Here is a 19219-nt window from a genome sequence, read left to right as displayed (position 1 = left end):
GGTGCCGCCGACCCCGACGCCCTGTGGGGCCTGCTGCGCACCGGGGCCGACTGCGTCACCGAGGTCCCCGCCGACCGCTGGGACCACGACGCGGTGTTCGACCCGGACCGCGACGCGCCCGGCAAGAGCTACGGCAAGTGGGGCGGCTTCCTCGACGGCGTCGACGAGTTCGACCCGCTGCACTTCGGCATCTCGCCGCGCGAGGCCGAGACCATGGACCCGCAGCAGCGGCTGTTCCTGGAGACGGTGTGGCAGCTCCTGGAGCGGAGCGGTGTCACCCAGGAGGCCGTCGAGCGCACGTACGGCCGCCGGGTCGGCGTGTACGTCGGCGCGATGTACCAGATGTACCGGGCCGACACCGCCGACGTGGTGCGCTCCGCCCTGACGTCGGCGGCGTCGTACAACCTCATCGCCAACCGCGTCTCGCACTTCTTCGGCCTGGAGGGCCCGAGCCTCGCCGTGGACGGCATGTGCGCGTCCTCGGCGGCGGCCATCCACCTGGCCTGCGCCGATCTGCTGCGCGGCGACAGCGAGCTGGCGATCGCCGGAGGCGTGAACCTGACGGTCCACCCCGACAAGTACCGGGCGCTGTCCCGGGCGGGGCTGCTCGGCAGCCACCCCGGCAGCCGCAGCTTCCGGGACGGGGACGGCTATCTGCCCGCCGAGGCGGTGGGCGCCGTGCTGCTCAAGCCGCTGGCCGCCGCCCGCAGGGACGGCGACACCGTCCTCGCGGTGATCAAGGGCAGCGCCTCGCTGCACGGCGGCCGCGCGGGCCAGTTCATGGCCCCCAGCCGCAGGACCCAGGTGAACGTGGCCCGCAGGGCCCTGGAGAAGGCGGGCTGCGACCCCGCGTCGATCGGCTATGTGGAGGCCGCGGCCAACGGGTCCGCGCTCGGCGACGCCGTCGAGGCGGGCGCGCTGCGCGAGGTGTTCGCCGGCGTCACCGAGCCGGTCGCGCTCGGTTCGGTGAAGTCCAACCTGGGCCACCCCGAGGCGGCCTCCGGCATCGCCCAGCTCACCAAGGTCGTCCTCCAGCTGCGCCACCGGGAGCTGGCACCCCGCACGTCGGTCGGCACGCCCAACGCCGAACTCCGCCTGGACGAGGGCCCCTTGCGGCTGTGCGAGACGCTGACGCCGTGGCAGCCGCGCACCGGTTCGCCCCGGCGGGCGCTGCTCAACTCCGTCGGAGCGGGCGGCAGCCACGTCAGCCTCGTCGTGGAGGAGGCGCCGGAGCCCGAGCACGTGGCGGCGGCGCGGCCGCAGCCGAGGCGGCCGGAGCTGATCGTGCTGTCCGCCGGTGACCCCGAGCGGCTGCGCACCGCGGCCCGCCTGCTGCACGACTTCGTCGCGCGGGCCGACGTCCCGGACGCGGACGACGCCGCCTGGCTCGCGGACGTCGCCCACACGCTGCGGACGGGCAGGGAAGCCCTGGCCGAGCGCCTGGCGTTCGTCACGGAGTCCCGCGCGGGCCTGCTGCGCGCGCTCACGGAGTTCCTCGCCGACCGGCCGGAGCACGCCCAGCTCTACCGGGGCAACGCGGAGGCCGGAGCCGCCACCCTGGGAGACCTGCTCTCGGGCGGGCACGGCGAGGCGTTCGTCCGGGCGCTCCTCACCGACGGGGAACTCGACCGGCTCGCCGAGCTGTGGGTGCGGGGCGGCCGGATCCCCTGGCGCGGCCTGTCCGCGGGGCAGGGACGCCGACTCGTGGCGCTGCCGACGACGGAGTTCCGGCGCAAGCGGTACTGGGTGGGCCACACGGGCACCCCGACGACGGCTCCCACGCCCGACGCGGCCCCCACGCCCGACGCGGCCCCCACACCTGACGCGGCTCCCACGCCCGGCGCGGCCCCCGCACCCGCCGAGGCTCCGGCGCCCGCCGCCGCTCCGCACACCGACCTGCCCGACCCCGACCCCGACGGAGGGCGCGACGGCGACATCCTGCGCTACCTCGCGGACTACTTCAGCGACGCCCTCGGCTTCGCCCCCGGCGAACTCCCGCTGGACAAGGACCTGCACAGCCTGGGCGCCGACTCGGTCCTGTGGGTGCGCCTGCGGCGCGCGGTGGAGGCCGACCTCGGCCTCACCCTCACCACACGGGAGATCGTCGAGCTCACCACCCTGGAGCGCATCGCGGACCGGCTCGCCGCGAAGCGCGGGACCGGGACCCCGCAGCCACCCGAAGCACCGGACGTACGCGAAGCACGGGCCAAGGCCCTGGAGGAGTTCCGCCAGGGTCACGTCGGACTCGAAGAACTCAAGTCACTCATGAAGGAAGCACCGGGCGCGTGAACGAGGATCAGATTCTGGCGGGCTTCAAGGCGGGCCTCTACACCGCTGAGGACGTGCTCGCGTTCTACGAACGACTCCAGGACTCCGCGCAGGCGGGCGTCACGGACCGGCGTGCCCTCTCCGAGGGCCAGAAGGGGCTGTGGCTGCTGCACAAGCTGCGGCCCGCGTCGGACGTGTACAACGTCCCCGTCTGCTTCCGCACGTCGGCGCCGTTCGACGTCGACGTGTTCGCGGAGGCCTTCCGGCAGGTGACGTCCCGGCACGCGCTGCTGCACAGCGTGGTCGTCGAGGACGAGGGCACGCCGTACCTGGTGCGGCGCCCGGACGGCGAGGAGGCGCCCTTCCGGCACCAGACCGTGCCGCACGGACTGCCCGACGACGTCCTGCTCGCCCTGGCGCGCGAACAGGCCAAGGCGCCCTTCGACCTGCACCAGGAAGGACCGGCCCGGGCCGTCGTGTACACGGCGGGCACGGCCGACGCGCCGCGGACGCTCGTGCTGCTCGTCCTGCACCACCTGGTGTTCGACGGCGCGTCCACCCCCGTGCTGCTGCGCGACCTGCTCCACACCTACGACACCCTGCTCCGGGGCGACGTCCCCGAGCCCGCGTCCGCGCGGCACGACGCCTACGACGCGTTCGTGCGCTGGGAGGCGGACTTCCTCGCGGGTCCCGACGGCGCCCGCCACCGCGCGTTCTGGCGGGACACCCTGGCGGGCGACCTGCCCGTGCTGCGCCTCGGCATCGAGCGCGCCCCCGCGCCCGGCACCGCCGTGGTGGGCGAGACGGTCTCCCTGCCGCTGCCCGCGGCCCTCGCCGCGCGGGTGCGCGACCTGTGCGCGGCCCGCGGCGCGAAGCCCGCGGTGCTCTTCCTCGCCGTGTACGAACTGCTCCTGCACCGCTACAGCGGCGAGCGCGACCTCGTCGTCGGCGTGCCGTCCCTGGGCAGGCCGGACGCCACCTACGACGAGGCGGTCGGCTACTTCGTGAACATGCTGCCCGTGCGCCACGGCGTGCGCGGCGACGTGCCGTTCACCGACTTCGTGCGCGACCTGACGCTCGTCATGGCCGACGGCCTCGACCACGCCGCGTACCCGTTCCCGCGCATGGTGCAGGACCTGAACCTGCGCACGGACCCCGACACCTCGCCGGTCTTCCAGGTCTCGTACGTCTTCCAGAACCAGCGCATGATGCACCTCACGGACGGCGACGTGCACGGCCTCGACCTGGCCCGCTCGCTGCGGTTCGTGGAGGAGATATCCCAGGAGGGGGAGTTCAAGCTCCACCTGGAGGTCGTCGAGCACGCCGCCGACGCCTACACGCTGCACCTCAAGTACGACGCCGCGCGCTTCGACGCGGCGGACGTCCAGGGGTTCCTCGGGCACTACGAGACCCTGCTGCGCGCCCTGGTCGACGCCCCCGAACAGCTGCTGTCCGAGGCCTCGCACCTGTCGGACGACGAGCTGCGCCGGTTCGACGCGTGGAACGACACCGCCCGCCCCTTCTCCGCCGAGCGCAGCCTGCCCGGCCTCCTGGCCGACGCCGTCGCCCGCCACGGAGAGCGCACCGCCCTCGTGTACGGCGAGCGCTCCCTGACGTACGCCGCGTTCGCCGAGCGCACCGACGCCCTGGCCGCCGAGCTGCGCCGCCGCGGCGTCACCGCGGACACGGTCGTCGGCATCTCCATGGAACGCTCCCTGGAGATGGTGATCGCCCTGTGGGCGGTCATGAAGGCGGGCGGCGCCTATCTCCCCCTGGAGCCGGACTACCCGGCCGAACGCATCCAGTACATGATCGAGGACTCGGGCGCCGCCCTCGTCCTCACCCAGTCCGGCACCGACACGTCCGCCCTCACCGGCGCGCGCACGGTGCTCCGCCTGGACGCCGAAGGCCGGCCGGTCCCCGACGGCGCCCCGGACACCCGTGGCGCGGGCGCTCCCGCCAGGATCGCGCCCGGCGACCTCGCGTACGTCATCTACACCTCCGGCTCCACCGGCCGTCCCAAGGGCGTCATGGTCGAGCACCGGGCGGCCGTCAACCGCGTCGAGTGGATGCAGAACGAGTACGCGCTGACCCCCGACGACGTCGTGCTCCAGAAGACGCCGTTCAGCTTCGACGTCTCCGTGTGGGAGTTCGTCTGGCCCCTGATCACCGGCGCGCGCCTGGTCGTCGCCGCACCGGGCGGCCACAAGGACCCCGCGTACCTGGTGTCGCTCATCCGGGCCGCCGAGGTCACCACCGCGCACTTCGTGCCGCCCATGCTGCGCCTCATGCTCGACCACGAGGGCTGGGCCCGCTGCACGTCGCTGCGCCAGGTCTTCTGCAGCGGCGAGGCCCTGCCGCCGGAGCTGCCCGCGCGCCACTACGCCCGGCACCGCGCGCTCCTGCACAACCTGTACGGCCCCACCGAAGCCGCCATCGACGTCACCCACTGGGCCTGCCCGCCCGACGGCGCGGACCGCACGGTGCCGATCGGCCGCCCGATCCAGAACATCCAGCTGTACGTCCTGGACGACCTGGGCCGGCGGCAGGCCGTCGGCTGCGCGGGCGAGCTGCACATCGCGGGCGTCGGCCTGGCCCGCGGGTATCTGAACAACCCCGGCCTGACCCGCGAGCGCTTCGTGCCGAACCCCTTCGCCCAGGACCCGGACGCCCGCATGTACCGCACGGGCGACCTCGTGCGCTGGCTGCCGGACGGCACCCTGGAGTACCTCGGCCGCATCGACAACCAGGTCAAGCTGCGCGGCTTCCGCATCGAACCCGACGAGATCGAGGACCGCCTCTCCGGCCACCCCGCGGTGCGGGCCTGCGCCGTCGTCGCCCGCGAGGACAGCCCCGGCAACCCGCGGCTCGTCGGCTACGTGGTCCTCGACGAGGCGCACCCGCAGGCGCACACGGGGGAGTTCCACGACGCCCTGGTGCAGCACCTCGGCCAGGCGCTGCCCGAGTACATGGTGCCCGGCGCCCTGGTCCGCCTCGACGCCCTGCCGCTGACCGCCAACGGCAAGCTCGACCGCAAGGCGCTGCCCGCCCCCGACGCCGACGCGTACGCCGTGGCCGGTGACCGCGTCGCGCCCCGCACCCCCACCGAGCGGACCCTGCTCAAGGTCTGCGCGGGCCTGCTCGGCTTCGACGAGGAGCGCATCGGCGTCCACGACAACTTCTTCGCCCTCGGCGGGCACTCGCTGCTCATCCCGAAGCTGACCGCGCGCCTGCACGACGCGGGGCTCGACTGCGAGCTGCACAGCGTGTTCGCCGCCGCCACGCTCGCCGACCTGGCCGCGGCCATCGACGCGGCGCACGCCCCGGAGGACCCCGACGCACGGGACGCCGCCCCGGCGGGGACGGCCTTCACCGCCCCGCCGAACGGCATCCCCGCGGACTGCGACCGGCTCACCCCCGACATGCTCCCCCTGGTCTCCCTGACCGAGGACGAACTGGCGGCGATCGTGGCCGCGGTGCCCGGCGGCGCCCCCAACGTCCAGGACGTGTACCCGCTGGCGGCCCTCCAGGAAGGCATGCTCTTCCACCACCTCAAGGAGAGCGGCCGCGACCCGTACGTGCTCTCCGGCGTGTTCTCCTTCGAGAGCAGGTCCCACCTCGACGGCTTCGTGAGCGCCCTGCGCGCGGCCGTCGCCCGGCACGACGCGCTGCGCACGGCGATCCTCACCCAGGGCCTGTCGCGGCCCGTCCAGGTCGTGGTGCGCCGCGCGGAGCTCGACCTGGAGGAGTTCGAGGTGCCCGCGGGCGGCGACGCCGAGGAGGAGATCCGCGCCCTCCTGGCCCGGCCGCAGGCGATGCGCCTCGACCGCGCCCCGCTGATCCGGCTGCGCGCCGCCCGGCAGCCCGCCACGGCCACCTGGTACGCCGCGCTCAACCTGCACCACGTCATCGACGACGCGACCTCGCTCGGCCTGCTGTTCCGGGAGGTCGTCGCCCATATGACGGGCCGCGCGGGGGAGCTCGCGCCGCCCGCGCCGTACCGTGACTTCATCGCCCAGGTGCAGCACCGCGCGCGTGAGTACGACCCGGCGGACCACTTCCGGGACCGGCTCGGCGACGTCACCGAACCCACCGTGATGTTCGGGCTCCAGGACGTCCACGGCGACGGCCGCAGCGTCCTCGACCTGCGCCGCCCGCTGGACGCCCGCCTCGGGGAGCGGATCCGGGCCTGCGCCAGGGACCTGCGGGTCAGCCCGGCCACGCTGTTCCACGCGGGCTGGTCCCTGGTCGTGGCGGCGTGCGCGGGCCGCGACGACGTGGTCTTCGGCACCGTCATGTCCGGCCGCCTCCAGGGCCCGCGCGGCATCGAGCGCATGCTCGGCAACTTCATCAACACCCTGCCCGTGCGCGTCGACCTGACGGGCACGAGCGTGCGCGACCTGGTGAGCGCCACGGACCGGACCCTGCGGGACCTGGTGCGCCACGAGCAGACCCCGCTGGCCGTCGCCCACGGCCACAGTGCCGTGCCGCCGGAGACGCCGCTGTTCAACGCGATCCTGAACTACCGGCACCTGGAGTCCGACGACCGCATCGACGACTCCGAGCTGGAGCGCGCGGGCGTCAAGTCCCTCGCGGGAGTCATCGAGCGCAGCAACTACCCCATCGCCCTGTCCGTCGACGACCTCGGGCACTCCTTCTCGCTCGACGCGCAGATCGACCGGGCCCAGGACGCCGAACTCGTCATCGGCTACCTGGAAACCGCCATGGAGGGCCTCGTCGGTGCCCTCACCACCGAGGGCGCCGAGCAGGGCCCCGCCCTGGAACTGCCCGTCCTGAGCGACGCCCTGCGCCACCGGGTCCTCACCGAGTGGAACGAGGTGCCTGCGGCGGAGCCGGTGGCGGGGCCTCTGCATGAGGGCTTCGAGCGGATGGTGGCGCGGATTCCGGACGCGGTGGCGGTGGAGTTCGAGGACTGCCGTCTCTCCTATGGGGAGTTGAACGCGCGGGCGAACCGTCTCGCGCGTCATCTGCGGGGTCTGGGTGTGGGTCCGGACGTGCTGGTGGCGCTGTGCCTGCCGCGCAGCGAACACCTCGTGGTCGCCGTGCTCGCCGTCCTCAAGGCGGGCGGCGCGTACGTACCCGTGGACCCGGCGTCCCCGGCGGACCGCCTCGCCCACATCCTCGACGACAGCGCACCCCGCGTCCTGGTCATGGACGGGGTACTGCCCGAGGGCCTGGCTGTCCCGTCGGTCCCGGTCGTGGACGTCCGCGCGGACGCGGACCAGTGGGCGGCCTTGTCGGCGGACGATGTCACGGGCACGGGTGTGGGCCCTTCGCATGCGGCCTACGTGATCTACACGTCGGGTTCGACGGGTGTGCCCAAGGGCGTGGTGGTCGAACACCGCAACGTGGTGCGTCTGTTCACGTCGACGGACGAGTGGTTCCGTTTCGATGAGCATGATGTGTGGGCGTTGTTCCATTCCTTCGCGTTCGACTTCTCCGTGTGGGAGATCTGGGGCGCGCTGTTGCACGGTGGCCGTCTGGTCGTCGTGCCGCAGGCGGTCACGCGCAGTCCGGAGGACTTCTACGGGCTGCTGTGTGAGAGGGGCGTGACGGTCCTCAACCAGACCCCGAGCGCCTTCCGGCAGCTGATCACCGCACAGGGCGACGACGCCCGGCCGCACGCGGTGCGCGTCGTGGTCTTCGGCGGCGAGGCCCTGGAGGTCGCCTCGCTCAAGCCGTGGCTGCGCCGCCCGGTCAACCAGGGCACTCAGCTCGTGAACATGTACGGGATCACCGAGACCACCGTGCACGTGACGTACCGGCTGATCACCGAGGCCGACGCGGACCGCACCGTGAGCCCCATCGGCGAACGCATCCCCGACCTGCGCACCTACGTCCTCGACGGACACGGCCAGCCCGTACCGGTCGGTGTCGTGGGGGAGTTGTACGTCGGGGGCGAGGGTGTGGCCCGCGGCTATCTGAACCGGCCTGAGCTGACGGCGGAGCGGTTCCTGGAGGATCCGTTCCGGGAGGAGCCGGGTGCGCGGATGTACCGCTCGGGTGACCTGGCGCGCTGGCTGCCCGACGGCTCGCTGGAATACCTGGGGCGCAACGACGACCAGGTGAAGATCCGCGGCTTCCGCATCGAGCTGGGCGAGATCGAGGCCCGCCTCGCCGAACACCCCGCCGTCCAGGACGCCCGCGTCCTGGTGCGCGGCTACGACGACCAGGACCAGCGCCTCGTCGCCTACGTCGTCCCGTCGGCCGACCACGCTCCGGCCGTACGCGAACTCCTGCGCCTGGACCGCACCGAGCCGGAAGCGCTCGCGCGGACCTACGAACTGCCCAACGGCATGACGGTGTTCCAGCAGAACAGGAGCGAGACCGACTTCGTCTACGACGAGATCTTCACGCACCTCGAGTACCTGCGGAACGGCATCACCATCGAGGACGGCGACACCATCCTCGACGTGGGCGCCAACATCGGCCTGTTCACGCTGTTCGCGGGCAGCCGCTGCCCCGGCGCCCGGATCCACGCCTTCGAGCCGATCCCGCCCGTCTTCGACTCGCTGCGCCGCAACGTCGCGCTCCACGGCCTCAACGCCAAGGTGCACGACTGCGGCCTCGCGGCCGAGGCGAAGGAGGAGACCTTCACCTTCTACCGCCACAACACCGTCATCTCCTCCAGCGTCACCACCGCCGAACAGGCCCACGACCTGGTGCGCTCCTATCTGCGCAACCAGGAGGAGCTGACCGGGGAGGGCGCGGACGACACCACCGCCGGGGACGACCTCGTCGACGCGGTCGTCGACGCCCGTCTCGACAGCGAGCAGTTCACCTGCCGCCTGCGCACCCTCTCGGACGTCATCGCGGAGGAGGCCCTCGACCGGATCGACCTGCTGAAGGTCGACGTGGAGAACGCCGAGTACGAGGTGCTCAAGGGCATCCACTGGCGGGACTGGCCGAAGATCCGGCAGCTCGTCGTCGAACTCCACGACGTCGACGGGCAGCTGGAGAAGGTCGTCACCCTCCTCAAGGCGCTCGGCTACGACGTCGTCTGCGAGCAGGACAACCGCCTGCTGCGGGGCACCACCCTCTACAACGTCTACGCCCGCCGCGCCGACGGCCAGAGCACCCCGAGGACGGTCGGGTCCGCCACCGCGGCCCCGCGCTGGTCGGGCCGGGCCGCCCTGGTCGCCGACGTACGGGACAAGCTGGGCGCGGCGCTGCCCGAGTACATGGTCCCGGCCGCGCACGTGCTCCTCGAAGAGCTGCCCCTGACCCAGAACGGCAAGCTCGACCTGCGGGCCCTGCCCGCCCCCGAGGACCGGCAGCGGCCCGCCGGGCGCCGCGTCGCGCCCCGCACCGAGGCCGAGCGGACCGTCGCGGGCGTCTGGGCCGAGCTGTTGCGCACCGACGCCGCCGCCCTGGACGTCGACAGCGACTTCTTCGCCCTCGGCGGCAACTCGCTGCTCGTCACCCGCCTCGTCAACCGCCTCGCCCAGGCGACGGGCGCCGAACTCACCGTCCAGGCCGTCTTCGAGGGACCGACGCTCGCCGCGATGGCCGCCGAGCTGGAGCGGCGCGCCCCCGGGGCACCCCAGGGCGAGGCACTCGACGTCGCCGCGATCCTGGAGAGCATCGACTTGATCGAGAACATGAGCGAAGAAGAGCTGGACGCGCTGGAAGGCCGGATCAAGTGACCACGACGACGCCGATGAGCACCCCGCACAAGGGCACCTCCCTCGACCTGATCCGGAAGATCAAGTCGCTGCCCGCCAACAAGCAGCGCGCCCTCATCGCGATGCTGAAGAAGCAGGGCGTCGACCTGTCCGCCCTGGAGGCGATCGGCCCCCGCCCGCACACCGGGAACGAGCCGGTCCAGCTGTCCTTCGCCCAGCAGCGCCTGTGGTTCCTCGCGCAGCTGGACGGCACCAGCGCGTACTACAACATCCCGATGGCGATGCGGCTGAGCGGCCCGCTCGACCGCCCCGCCCTGCTGCGCGCCCTGTCGACGATCGTCCAGCGCCACGAGGCGCTGCGCACCCGCTTCGTCGAGCGCGACGGCGTGCCGTACCAGGAGATGGGCGACGGCAGTGACTTCACGGTCGGCGAGGAGGAGCTGACGGACCCCGCGGAGCTGCCGTCGATCTGCGAGCGGGAGGCCGTGGCCCCCTTCGACCTCGCCCGCGACTCGCTGATCCGCGTCCGCCTCCTGCGCGAGTCCGAGCAGGCGCACGTCCTGCTCGTCACCATGCACCACAGCGTCTCCGACGGCTGGTCGCTCGGCGTGTTCTTCCGCGAGATGGTCACGCTGTACGAGGCGTTCCAGGCGGGCCACGCCTCGCCGCTCGCGCCGCTGCCCATCCAGTACGCGGACTACGCCCGCTGGCAGCGCCAGTGGCTCGTCGACGAGGTGCAGGACCGCCAGCTCGGCTACTGGACGCGCAGGCTCGACGGCGTCGACCCGCGCCTGCCCCTGCCCGCCGACCGCACCCGCCCGGCGATCAAGACCTACGCGGGCGCGCACGAGCGCTTCCACCTGCCCGAGGAGCTCCTGCGGCAGCTGAAGGCCCTCGCCGAGCAGCACGACGTCACGCTCTACATGACGCTGCTCTCCGTCTACGCCCTGCTGCTGCACCGCTACAGCGAGCAGACCGACATCGCGATCGGCACCCCCGTCGCGAACCGCCAGCGCATCGAGTCCGAAGGGCTCATCGGCTACTTCGCCAACACCCTGGTGATGCGCGCCGACCTGTCGGGCGACCCGGCCTTCACCGATCTGCTCGGCCGGGTGAAGGACGTGGCGCTCGGGGCCTTCAGCCACCAGGACGTGCCGTTCGAAGCGGTCGTCGACGCCTTGCAGCTGGAGCGCAGCCTCAGCCACTCGCCCCTGTTCCAGGTCGCGTTCGTGCTCCAGGAGGCGCACACCGACCGCGAGGTGCGCCTGGGGGACCTCGACGTCTCCCTCATCGAGTTCGACTTCGACATCACGAAGTTCGACGCGACGCTCGACCTGCGCGAGACCCCCGACGGTCTCATCGGCGCCTTCGAGTACAACACCGGCCTCTTCGACCGCGAGACGGTCCAGCGCTTCGTCCGGCACTACACCGCGCTGCTGCACGCCGTCGTCGCCGCACCGGGGGAGCGGCTCTCCCGGCTCAGCACCCTCGACGCCGCCGAGCGCCGCCAGGTCCTCGCCGAGTGGAACGAGGTGCCTGCGGCGGAGCCGGTGGCGGGGCCTCTGCATGAGGGCTTCGAGCGGATGGTGGCGCGGACTCCGGACGCGGTGGCGGTGGAGTTCGAGGACTGCCGTCTCTCCTATGGGGAGTTGAACGCGCGGGCGAACCGTCTCGCGCGTCATCTGCGGGGTCTGGGTGTGGGTCCGGACGTGCTGGTGGCGCTGTGCCTGCCGCGCAGCGAACACCTCGTGGTCGCCGTGCTCGCCGTCCTGAAGGCGGGCGGCGCCTATGTGCCGCTGGACCCGGCGTCCCCCGCCGACCGCCTCGCCCACGTGCTCGACGACAGCGCCCCCCAGGTGTTCGTGACAGACGGCGTGCTGCCCGAGGGCCTGGCTGTCCCGTCGGTCCCGGTCGTGGACGTCCGCGCGGACGCGGACCAGTGGGCGGCCTTGTCGGCGGACGATGTCACGGGCACGGGTGTGGGCCCTTCGCATGCGGCCTACGTGATCTACACGTCGGGTTCGACGGGTGTGCCCAAGGGCGTGGTGGTCGAACACCGCAACGTGGTGCGTCTGTTCACGTCGACGGACGAGTGGTTCCGTTTCGATGAGCATGATGTGTGGGCGTTGTTCCATTCCTTCGCGTTCGACTTCTCCGTGTGGGAGATCTGGGGCGCGCTGTTGCACGGTGGCCGTCTGGTCGTCGTGCCGCAGGCGGTCACGCGCAGTCCGGAGGACTTCTACGGGCTGCTGTGTGAGAGGGGCGTGACGGTCCTCAACCAGACCCCGAGCGCCTTCCGGCAGCTGATCACCGCACAGGGCGACGACGCCCGGCCGCACGCGGTGCGCGTCGTGGTCTTCGGCGGCGAGGCCCTGGAGGTCGCCTCGCTCAAGCCGTGGCTGCGCCGCCCGGTCAACCAGGGCACTCAGCTCGTGAACATGTACGGGATCACCGAGACCACCGTGCACGTGACGTACCGGCTGATCACCGAGGCCGACGCGGACCGCACCGTGAGCCCCATCGGCGAACGCATCCCCGACCTGCGCACCTACGTCCTCGACGGACACGGCCAGCCCGTACCGGTCGGTGTCGTGGGGGAGTTGTACGTCGGGGGCGAGGGTGTGGCCCGCGGCTATCTGAACCGGCCTGAGCTGACGGCGGAGCGGTTCCTGGAGGATCCGTTCCGGGAGGAGCCGGGTGCGCGGATGTACCGCTCGGGTGACCTGGCGCGCTGGCTGCCCGACGGCTCGCTGGAATACCTGGGGCGCAACGACGACCAGGTGAAGATCCGTGGCTTCCGCATCGAGCTGGGCGAGATCGAGGCCCGCCTCGCCGAACACCCCGCCGTCCAGGACGCCCGCGTCATCGCCCGCGAGGACACCCCCGGCGACCGGCAGCTCGTCGCCTACACCGTGCCGCGCCCCGGCACGCCCGGCGCGGGCACGCCCGAGCAGGAGGCCGACCACCGCGCCGAACTCGCCCGCCACCTGCGCAGGACCCTGCCCGACTACATGGTCCCCAGCGCCTTCGTGGCCCTGGAGCGGCTGCCCATCACCGGCAACGGCAAGCTCGACCGCAAGGCGTTGCCCGCCCCCGGCATCGAGGCCTTCGCGCAGCGCGCGTACACGCCGCCGAGCACGGCCACCGAGCGGACGCTCGCCGCGGCCTGGGCCGAACTCCTCGGCTTCGACGAGGACCGCATCAGCGCGCACGACAACTTCTTCGCGCTCGGCGGCCACTCCCTGCTCATCACCGTCCTCATCGCCCGCCTCAAGGAGCGCGGCCTCGACGTCGCCGTGCGCAGCGTCTTCAGCAGCCCCACGCTCGCCGACCTCGCCGCCGACATCGACCGTGCGGGACCGGCCGCCACCGGCTACACCGTGCCCGCCCCTGCGATCCCCGAGGGCTGCGAGCGGCTCACGCCCGAGATGCTGCCGCTGGCCGGGCTCGACCAGGCCGCCGTCGACGCCGTCGTGTCCCGCGTGCCCGGCGGCGCCCCCAACGTGCAGGACGTCTACCCGCTCGTGCCCTCGCAGGAGGGCATCCTCTTCCATCACCTGATGGACCCGGCCAACGACCCGTACGTCATCCCCATCCTGCTCACCGCCCCCGACCGGCAGACCTGCGACGCCTTCGTGGCGGCCCTCCAGGCCGTGGTGGACCGGCACGACGTGATGCGCACGGCCGTCGTCACCGAAGGCCTCGGGGAGCCCGTGCAGGTGGTCCTGCGCGACGTCCGCCTCGACGTCGAGCGGCGTACGCTCAACGCCGCCGACTCCGCCGCCGCCGAGGAGCAGGCCCGCGCCTGGCTCGCGGACCCGGGGAGCATGGCCCTCGACCGGGCGCCGCTGCTGCGGCTCGCCGTCGCCGCCGACCCGCACTCCGCCCGGCACTTCGTGCTGCTGCGCGTCCACCACCTCATCGAGGACGCGACCTCGCTGCGCCTCATCCTCGAAGAGCTCGCCGCGCACATGGCGGGCCGCGCCGACGAACTGCCCCCGGCCCCGGCCTACCGCGACTTCGTCGGCCACACCCTGCACCAGCTCGACGCCCATGACGCCGAGGCGTACTTCCGCCGCGAGCTCGGCGACGTCACCGAGCCCACCACGCCCTTCCAGCTCGTCGACGTGCACGGCGACGGCAGCCGCGTGCGCGACCTGCGCCGCTCCCTGCCGCCCGCCCTCACGAGCAGGCTGCGCGAGCAGGCCCAGCGGCTGCGGATCAGCCCGGCCGCGCTCTTCCACGCCGCCTGGGCCCTGGTCACGGCGGCCACCGGCGGACGCGACGACGTGGTGTTCGGCACCGTCCTGTCCGGCCGCCTCCAGGGCGTGCCCGGCGTCGAGCGGATGCTCGGCAACTTCATCAACACCCTGCCCCTGCGGGTCCGCCTCGCCGACCGCAGCGTCAAGGACCTGGTGTCCGCCGTGGACGCCTCCCTGAAGGACCTCATCGCCTACGAGCAGAGCGCGCTGACCCTGGCCCAGCGCTCCAGCGGCCTGGACGGCGACGCCACCCTGTTCAGCTCGATGATCAACTTCCGGTACTTCGAGCCGCGCCAGGGCGACCTCGGCCCGGCCACCCTGGACGACCTGGGCATCCGCTGGCTGGGCTCCCTGGACCGCACCAACTACCCGGTGGGCGTGTCCGTCGACGACACCGGCACCGAACTGTCCCTCAACGCCCAGGTCGACGCCACGCTCTCGCCGGACGCCGTCCTCGGCTACGTCGAGGCGGCGGTGACCGGCCTCGTCGACGCCCTGGCCACCGACGACGGCACCGGCACCCGCGCCCTCGACATCGACGTGCTCCCGGCCGCGGAACGCCACCGCCTGCTGACCGAGTGGAACGACACCGACAAGCCCTACCCGGACGACCACTGCCTCTTCGAGCTCTTCGAGGAGCACGTACGGCAGCGCCCGCACGCCATCGCCGTCGAACACGGCGAGCAGCGCCTCACCTACGCCGAGACCAATGCCCGCGCCAACCGCGTCGCCCACTGGCTGCGCGCGCAGGGAGTCGGCCCCGACACCCTGGTCGGCCTGTGCGCCCGCCGCTCCCCGGAGCTCGTGACCGGCCTGCTCGGCATCCTCAAGGCGGGCGGCGCGTACGTCCCCATCGACCCGGACTACCCCCGGGAGCGCATCCGCACCCTGGTGGCCAACTCCGGCGTCGACATCGTGCTCAGCCAGTCCCACCTCCCCTCCGAGGCGCTCGACGGCGCCGACGGGGGCAAACGCCCCCAGGTCGTCCACCTCGACACCGGCGAACGCGCCGGGGACGGCACCCAGCTGCTCGCCGACCGCCCCGAGCACGACCTGACGCGCGCCGAACTCGGCCTCACCCCCGAGCATCTGGCCTACGCCATCTTCACCTCGGGTTCCACGGGCGTCCCCAAGGGCGTCCTCGTGGAACAGCGCGGCGTCGCCCGTCTCGTACGCAACCCGGACTACTTCCCGACGGACCCCGACACCGTCGTGCTCCACCACTCCTCGATCTCCTTCGACGTCGGCTCCCAGGAGGTCCTCGGCCCGCTGCTGTGCGGCGGCCGGCTCGTCCTGCACGACGGCGACTCCAAGGACGTGGGCGCGCTCCTGGACCGCGCCGAGCGCTCCGGCGTCACGACGATGGCCCTGTCCGCGGCCTTCCTGCCCGCGTTCGCCGAAGCCGCGCAGGGGCGGCGGCTGCCGCTGACCTACCTCGGCGTCGGCGGCGAGGCCTTCTCCGCCAAGGACGTACGCCGCCTCTACGCGGCCCACCCCGGCCTGACCGTCGTCAACGCCTACGGCCCGACCGAGAACAGCATCGCCTCCACCTGCCACGTGATCCCCCGGGACATCGCCGAGGACGCGGTGATCCCCATCGGCAGGCCCATCGCCCAGTCCACCGCCCACGTGCTCGACGCACACCTGCGGCCCGTGCCGCTCGGCGTCGTCGGCGAGCTGTGCGTGGGCGGCGCGGGTGTCGGCCGCGGCTACCTCGGCAACCCCGAGCTGACGAAGGAGCGGTTCGTCGACGACCCCTTCGCCACGCGGCCCGGGGCCCGCCTCTACCGCACCGGCGACCTGGTGCGCCGACTGCCCGACGGCGCCCTGGAGTTCGTCGGCCGCGTCGACGACCAGGTCAAGGTGCGCGGCTTCCGCGTCGAACTCGGCGAGATCGAGAACGCGCTCCACGCCCACCCCGCCGTGCGCGGCGCCGTCGTCACCACCCTGGCCGACGGCGAGACGAAGAAGCTCGTCGCCCACGTACGGCCCACCACCAGCTGGCTGGACGCCACCGCGCGCGAACAGAACGCCGACCGCCTGGAGCAGTGGCAGGACCTCTTCGAGGACCAGTACGGCACCGACGCGCAGGAGCAGGCGCACACCACCGAGAACCCCGGCGGCCCGGACGGCTCCGGGGACGACCTCAACCTGGTCGGCTGGAACAGCAGCTACACCGGCGACGCCATCCCCGAGCACGAGATGCGCGAGTGGATCGACGGCACCGTCCGCCGCATCGAGGAGCTGCGGCCCCGCAGGCTCCTGGAGGTCGGCTGCGGAACGGGACTGCTGCTCTTCCGCTACGCCGGAGCCTGCGAGGCCGTGCACGCCGTCGACATCTCCGCGTCGGCCCTGGCCGGAGTGCGCCGCGGCGCCGACCGCCGCGGCTGGTCGCACGTCACCCTCGCGCAGGGCGACGCCCGGTCCGTGCCGGTGCCCGAAGGCCTCACCGCCACGGAGAAGTTCGACACCGTCGTCATCAACTCCGTGGCCCAGTACTTCCCCAACCGCCTCTACCTGGAGGAGGTCATCGAGCGGCTGCTGCCGCTCGTCGCCGACGGCGGCCGGATCCTCCTCGGCGACATCAGGAACCTCGACCTGTTCTCCGCGCACGTCACGGCCGTGGAGCGCAGCCGCCTCGCCGCCCGCACCTCCGTCACCGCCCTGGCCCGCCAGGTGCAGCGCCGCCGCCAGCAGGAGACCGAACTCCTGGTCAGCCCGAGCTACTTCGCCGGACTGCCCGAGCGCTTCGCGGACGTCGGCTCCGTCGACATCGCCGTCAAGCGCGGCACCGGCGGCAACGAGATGCTCAGCTACCGCTACGACGTGGTCCTCACCAAGGGCCCCGCCGCCGCCGAGAGCGACCTGCCGTGGCTGACCGCCACCACGCCCGACGAGCTGCGCGCCCTGCTCGCCGACGGCGCCCGCACCCGGTTCGGCGTCACGGGCCTGGACAACCCGCGCGTCGCCGACGACGTCCGCGCCGCCGAGGGCCTGCGCGGCACCACCGCGCAGCAGCACGTCGAGCCCCTGGGCGCGCACCGCCTCTCGGACGCCGCCGCCCAGCGGGTGCGCGACCTGGAGGACGTCCTCGGGTACGCCGAGGAGCTCGGCTACCGGACCGCCCTGACCTGGTCCCAGGACCGCCTCGACGGCCTCGACCTGATCCTCGCCAAGGGCGAGCGGCCGACCGCCCTGGCCCGTGCCGCCTACCGCGCGACCCACCTGGCGAACGTGCCGCAGATCGCCACCACCGGCCAGGCCCTGACCCGGGAGCTGAAGGACCACCTGGCGGGCCGCGTCCCCGAGTACATGGTCCCCAGCGTCTTCGTCGCCCTCGAAGAGCTGCCGCTCACCCCCAACGGCAAGGTCGACAAGCGGGCCCTGCCCGCGCCCGACGAGGCCGACGTGCACAAGGAGGTCTACGTCGCGCCGCGCACCGCCACCGAGCGCGCGCTGTGCCGCCTCGTCCAGGACGTCCTCGACCTCGACCGCGTCGGGCTCCAGGACGGCTTCTTCGACCTTGGCGGGCACTCCCTGCTCGCCACCCGGCTCACCATCCGCGTCAAGCAGGAGACCGGCAAGGAGCTGCCGCTCCAGTCGATCCTCGCCGGTGCCACCCTCGGCGAGCTGGCCGCCGCACTCGACGCGGCGGCGGGCCCCGCGGCCGACGGGACCGTCCCGCTGGTGCCCGTCACCGGCCCCGGCGACGAGAGCCCGCTCTCCTTCCAGCAGAGCGAACTCTGGTTCCTCAACCCGCGCGCACACCTCGGCTCGTCGTACGACAACGTGCAGATGGCCTACCGGATCATCGGCCCCCTCGACCGGCAGGCCTACGCGCGCGCCTTCGAAGGGCTCGTGGCCCGCCACGCCGTGCTGCGCACCAGCTACCCGAGGCGCGGCGACACCTACGTGCAGCGGGTGAACGACGCCACCGGCTTCACCGTCGCCTTCGAGGACGTCGCGGGTGACAGCGCGGTCGCCGAGTACCTGCGGGCCGAACGGCTGCGGCCGTTCGACCCCGAGGACCGGCACATGCTGCGCGTGCACATCCTGACGCTCGCGCCGCACGAGCACGTCGCCGTCGTGACCCGGCCCTGGGGCATCTTCGACGGCTGGTCGACCGGCGTGTTCATCGCCGAGCTCAACGCCCTGTACCAGGCGCTGAGCCGCGGCGAGGCGCCCTCGCTGCCCGAACTGCCCGTGCAGTACGCGGACTTCGCGCACTGGCAGCACCAGGTCGTCGACGCCGACGCCCGCGCCCGGCAGGAGGCCTACTGGCGCTCCCGGCTCGCGGGCCTGCCGGCCCGCACCGCGCTGCGCACCGACTACCGGCGGCCCGCGGCGAAGTCGTACCAGGGGGCGTCGGTCGAGGTGAACGTCCCCGCCGCGGTGCTCGACCAGCTCAAGCGGGTCAGCAAGGAGCGCGGCGGCACGCTCTACCTGACGCTCCTCTCGGCCTTCGCGACGCTGCTCGGCGCGCACACCGAGGACCGGGACCTGGCCATCGGCTCGCCGGTGACCAACCGGCCGCGGCCGGAGCTGGAGCGCCTCGTCGGCTACTTCATCAACGTCCTGGTCATGCGCCTGGACGTACGGCCCGAGCAGGCCTTCGACGACCTCCTCGCCCAGGCCCGGCGCGTCACCGCCGCCGCCCACGAGCACAAGGACGTCCCGTTCGCCGACCTCGTGAAGGACCTGGTGCCCGAGCCCGACCCGGCGCACTCGCCGCTGTTCCAGGCCATGTTCAACCTGGTGCCCGCCGCCGAGGCCGCGCCCCGGGACGCCGCCGACCCCGGCGCGCTCGGCTTCGTGCCGCTGCCCACCGACAGCGGCACGGCGAAGTTCGACCTCAACCTCGTCGTCCGCGAGACCCCCGAGGGACTGCGCGGCTACCTGGAGTACAGCACCGACCTGTACGCCAGGAGCACGGCCCGGACCCTGGCGGCCACCTATGAGAGGTTGCTGCTCAAGATCGTCACGCAGCCGGGCGCGAGCCTCGCGCGGCTGCGCGAGGCGGCGGCGGACGGCGGGCCCGGATGA

The 19219-nt window shown here is 72.9% G+C and carries 3 protein-coding genes (1 of these 3 only partly in view); all 3 read left to right on the top strand.

Annotation, left to right across the window (positions count from 1 at the left end; genetic code table 11):
* Tightly spaced (each overlapping or abutting the next), the 3 genes in view from C9F11_RS48075 to C9F11_RS03305 form a layout consistent with a single transcriptional unit that may run on beyond the window.
* Positions 1–2289, top strand: the 3' end of a protein-coding gene (locus C9F11_RS48075) for an SDR family NAD(P)-dependent oxidoreductase (protein ID WP_212767793.1). It extends 11826 nt beyond the left edge of the window; the window shows 2289 of its 14115 coding nt (coding positions 11827–14115); its start codon lies beyond the left edge, outside the window; its stop codon occupies positions 2287–2289.
* Positions 2286–9935: a non-ribosomal peptide synthetase gene (locus tag C9F11_RS03310; RefSeq protein WP_138957829.1), complete on the top strand. Its 7650-nt coding sequence runs from the start codon at positions 2286–2288 to the stop codon at positions 9933–9935. The genes C9F11_RS48075 and C9F11_RS03310 overlap by 4 nt, the downstream gene beginning before the upstream one ends.
* A complete protein-coding gene (locus C9F11_RS03305) occupies positions 9932–19219 on the top strand; it encodes a non-ribosomal peptide synthetase (RefSeq protein ID WP_249401576.1) in 9288 nt (3095 codons plus the stop codon). Before C9F11_RS03310 ends, C9F11_RS03305 begins: the two co-directional genes overlap by 4 nt.

This window comes from Streptomyces sp. YIM 121038 (assembly GCF_006088715.1).
Taxonomy (GTDB): Bacteria; Actinomycetota; Actinomycetes; order Streptomycetales; family Streptomycetaceae; genus Streptomyces.
Note: the sequence above shows the minus strand (reverse complement) of the source record. Positions and strands in the feature narration are given on the sequence as shown.